Source organism: Mycobacterium sp. 1165178.9 (genome assembly GCF_001673555.1).
Taxonomy (GTDB): domain Bacteria; phylum Actinomycetota; class Actinomycetes; order Mycobacteriales; family Mycobacteriaceae; genus Mycobacterium.
In genome coordinates this window covers 1-3,997 of the sequence record NZ_LZMB01000439.1, presented here as the reverse complement: position 1 = coordinate 3,997, position 3,997 = coordinate 1, and the positions used below count along the sequence as shown (strand labels likewise).

Here is a 3,997-nt window from a genome sequence, read left to right as displayed (position 1 = left end):
GCTGGCCGCGGTCCCGAGCCTGCCGGTGGTGGACAAGATCGCGGCCAAGCTCGGTGCGCAGTCCGAAGGCGAACGCGCCGCGGCACTGGAATTGGCGCTCGAGGCGTTGTATCTGGCCAAGCGCATCGACAAAGTATCCGAGGAGGGCCAGACGGTCTATGGCTGAGTCAGATGGTGACGACCCGTCGCGTCCGGCTTCGCCGCACTTGCGATCGTCACGAGGGCACTCCTCGCGCTACTCGGCGTACACCGGCGGGCCCGACCCGCTAGCGCCGCCGGTGGATCTGCGCGAGGCGCTCGAACAGATCGGCCAGGACGTGATGGCCGGCACGTCGCCGCGCCGTGCGCTGTCCGAGCTGCTGCGCCGCGGCACCAAGAGCATGACCGGCGCCGACCGGCTGGCCGCCGAGGCCAACCGGCGACGACGGGAGTTGTTGCGGCGCAACAACTTGGATGGGACCCTGCAGGAGATCAAGAAACTGCTGGACGAGGCCGTGCTGGCCGAACGCAAGGAGTTGGCCCGCGCGCTCGACGACGACGCCCGCTTCGGCGAACTGCAGCTGGATGCGCTGCCGTCGTCGCCGGCCAAGGCCGTCCAGGAGCTCTCCGATTACAACTGGCGCAGCGGCGAGGCCCGCGAAAAGTACGATCAGATCAAGGATCTGCTCGGCCGCGAGATGCTGGACCAGCGCTTCGCGGGCATGAAGCAGGCGCTGGAAGGGGCCACCGACGAGGATCGCCAGCGGGTCAACGACATGCTCAATGACCTCAACGACCTGCTGGACAAGCACTCCCGCGGCGAGGACACCCAGCAGGACTTCGAAGACTTCATGGACAAACACGGCGAGTTCTTTCCGGAGAACCCGCGCAACGTCGATGAGTTGCTGGACTCGCTGGCCAAGCGTGCCGCCGCCGCGCAGCGTTTCCGCAACAGCCTGAGTGCGGAGCAGCGCGCGGAGCTGGATGCCTTGGCGCAGCAGGCTTTTGGGTCACCGTCGCTGATGCAGGCGCTGAACCGGCTCGACGCGCACCTGCAGGCGGCGCGGCCGGGGGAGGACTGGAACGGGTCCGAGCAGTTCTCCGGTGACAACCCGTTCGGGATGGGCGAGGGCACGCGGGCGCTCTCCGACATCGCCGAGTTGGAGCAACTGGCCGAGCAGCTGTCGCAGAGCTATCCGGGCGCCACCATGGACGACGTCGACCTGGATGCCTTAGCACGTCAGCTTGGAGACGAGGCGGCCGTCGACGCCCGCACCCTCGCCGAATTGGAACGGGCGCTGGTCAATCAGGGCTTTTTGGACCGCGGCTCCGACGGCCAGTGGCGGCTGTCGCCGAAGGCCATGCGCCGACTCGGCGAGACGGCGTTGCGCGATGTGGCACAACAACTTTCCGGGCGCCGCGGCGAGCGCGACCATCGGCGCGCGGGAGCGGCTGGCGAACTCACCGGTGCCACCCGGCCTTGGCAGTTCGGTGACACCGAACCGTGGAACATCTCCCGCACATTGACCAATGCCGTTCTGCGGCAAGCGGGAACCGACACCCTGGACGACCGGGACGCGCGGTTGAGGCTCACGGTCGACGACGTCGAGGTCTCCGAGACGGAGACACGTACGCAGGCCGCGGTCGCGCTGCTGGTCGATACCTCGTTCTCCATGGTGATGGAAAACCGGTGGCTGCCGATGAAGCAGACGGCGCTGGCGCTCAACCATTTGGTGTGCACGCGTTTTCGGTCGGATGCCTTACAGATCATCGCCTTTGGCCGCTACGCCCGAACGGTGACCGCCGCGGAGCTCACCGGGCTCGAGGGCGTCTACGAGCAGGGCACCAACCTGCATCACGCGCTGGCTCTGGCCGGTCGACATCTGCGTCGGCATCCCAACGCGCAGCCCGTGGTGCTGGTGGTGACCGACGGTGAGCCGACCGCACACCTGGAGGACTTCGACGGCGACGGCACGACCGTGTTCTTCGATTACCCACCGCATCCGCGGACCATCGCACACACCGTGCGAGGCTTCGACGAGATGGCGCGGCTGGGCGCCCAGATCACCATCTTCCGGCTGGGCAGCGACCCGGGCCTTGCCCGGTTCATCGACCAGGTCGCCCGACGCGTCGAGGGCCGAGTCGTGGTGCCTGACCTCGACGGATTGGGAGCGGCGGTGGTCGGCGACTACCTGCGGTCTCGCCGCCGTTAGTCGCCTTGGACCTCAGTCTTGTGTGCAGGTGCGGTTCCACGTCCGGGTAGGTGTGCTCGGGACTGGGTACAGGGATGTGAACGAGGAGGAGATGCATGAGTCAGGTTCCGATGATCGAACTCAATGACGGTGTCAACATTCCGCAGCTGGGTTTCGGCGTGTTCCAGATCAAGCCCGACGAGACCGCCGCTGCGGTCAAGAAGGCGCTTGAGATCGGATACCGCCACATCGACACGGCCGAGATGTACGGCAACGAAAAGCAAGTCGCACAAGGCATTCGCGATGCGGGTCTCGACCGCGGCGACGTCTTCGTCACCAGCAAGCTCAACAACGGATTTCACAAGCCGGACGACGCGCGTCGCGCCTTCGATGAGACGCTGAAGAAGCTGGATTCCGACTACGTCGATTTGTTCCTCATCCACTGGCCGCTGCCCACGCTCTACGACGGCGACTTCGTCTCGACGTGGAAAGTCTTCGAAGAGTTCGCGCGCGACGGACGTGCCCGCAGCATCGGTGTCTCGAATTTCCAAGTGGCACACCTGCAACGACTCGCCAACGACACCGACACCGTCCCGTCGGTCAACCAGATCGAGTTGCATCCCTACTTTGGCAACGACGAAGTCCGGGCCTACGGGCGCGAGCATGGCATCGCCACCGAGGCATGGGCTCCCATCGCGCAGGGCAAGGTGCTCGACGATCCGGTGATCAACCGCGTTGCCGAGGGCCGCGGTAAATCCGCCGCGCAGGTGGTGTTGCGCTGGCACATTCAGCGGGGCAACATCGTGTTCCCGAAATCGGTGACGCCGGAACGGGTCAAGGCCAACTTCGAGCTGTTCGACTTCGAGTTGGACGACTCGGATATGGAAGCGATCTCGGCGCTTAACAAGGGTGAGTCGGGACGCAACGGCCCGAACCCCGACACGTTCGATTACGTGCCCGACTAGCGGCTTCTGCTAACCGCGCGGGCGCCGGGCTTTACGGATGATGCCGACCCCGCCCCACAGGGAGAAGCCGCGAATGTGGACGGTCGGCGCACCGGGTGTGCCCTGCCCGAGGACGGCGCGGTCGAAGTTTCCCATCACGCCGCGGCCGTGTACCTCGACGTTGACCTCGGGCGGCAGCAAAATGTTCTGCACACCCATAATCGACACCGCATGAATGTCGACCTCGGTCGAGGTGAAGTCGGCGTAGCGCAGATCGACCACCCCGCTGCCCCACAGGGTGAAGGTGGTGAGCTTCTTCGGGACGTTCCATCGGCCGCGGCGCTCGAAGCCGCTCATCAGTGCCAGCAGTAGCGTCGACGGCGCCGGATTTGGCTTGCCGCCACGGCGCGGACTGATCGGCGTCCCCTGCAGATCGGCCCGCAGCTGATCCAGTTCCTCATACGTCGTCGCGGCATAAGCCTTGGTCAGGCGGTCCTCATAGTCGTTGAGCTGCAGGCGCCCCTGCTCAGCCGCATAGGCGAGCAACTGCGCAATCTGGATGCGATCAGTATCAGCCGCGCGCGACGGCTCGCCGCGTGTGTCCTCCGCATCCCGTTGCGTTGAGTTGCTCATCACCCCCGAGCCTACGACGTCCAGGTTTTGCCGCAAGAGGATTGGCTAAACTGCAACGTTGCACCCGCCCGAGCCACGCCGCCGGCCATCCGGCCGGGTCCTCTGTTTGACACCTGGCTAACTTCTCGGCTGGCTAACTCGTCCAGTCGGGTGGACGCTTCTCCAAAAACGCCAGCATGCCTTCGCGTGCTTCATCGGACACGAAGAGCCGGGCCGATTCCTCGGCGAGGCGTTCGGCGTCGCGGTCGA

General features: G+C 65.6%; 3 protein-coding genes and 2 pseudogenes. 3 read left to right on the top strand and 2 right to left on the bottom strand.

Annotated features, from left to right (window positions below):
• The 3 genes and pseudogenes from A5652_RS27755 to A5652_RS19020 all read left to right on the top strand — a co-directional run.
• Positions 1–166, top strand: a pseudogene (locus A5652_RS27755) (magnesium chelatase); the annotation flags it as partial.
• Complete coding sequence (locus A5652_RS19025; protein ID WP_067354960.1) at positions 159–2,192, top strand: VWA domain-containing protein; 2,034 nt, start codon at positions 159–161, stop codon at positions 2,190–2,192. The pseudogene A5652_RS27755 and the gene A5652_RS19025, both read left to right, overlap by 8 nt.
• 95 nt (positions 2,193–2,287) lie before the next feature.
• Entirely contained in the window at positions 2,288–3,136 is an 849-nt protein-coding gene (locus tag A5652_RS19020) for an aldo/keto reductase (protein WP_067354957.1), read from the top strand.
• 9 nt (positions 3,137–3,145) lie between these two features.
• Here A5652_RS19020 and A5652_RS19015 read toward each other — a convergent pair whose 3' ends face one another.
• Positions 3,146–3,748 (bottom strand): DUF1707 domain-containing protein, encoded by a 603-nt coding sequence (locus A5652_RS19015; RefSeq protein WP_067354953.1) that lies wholly within the window; start codon positions 3,746–3,748, stop codon positions 3,146–3,148.
• Between the two features lie 133 nt (positions 3,749–3,881).
• Positions 3,882–3,997 (bottom strand): annotated as a pseudogene (locus A5652_RS27750) (enoyl-CoA hydratase); the annotation flags it as partial.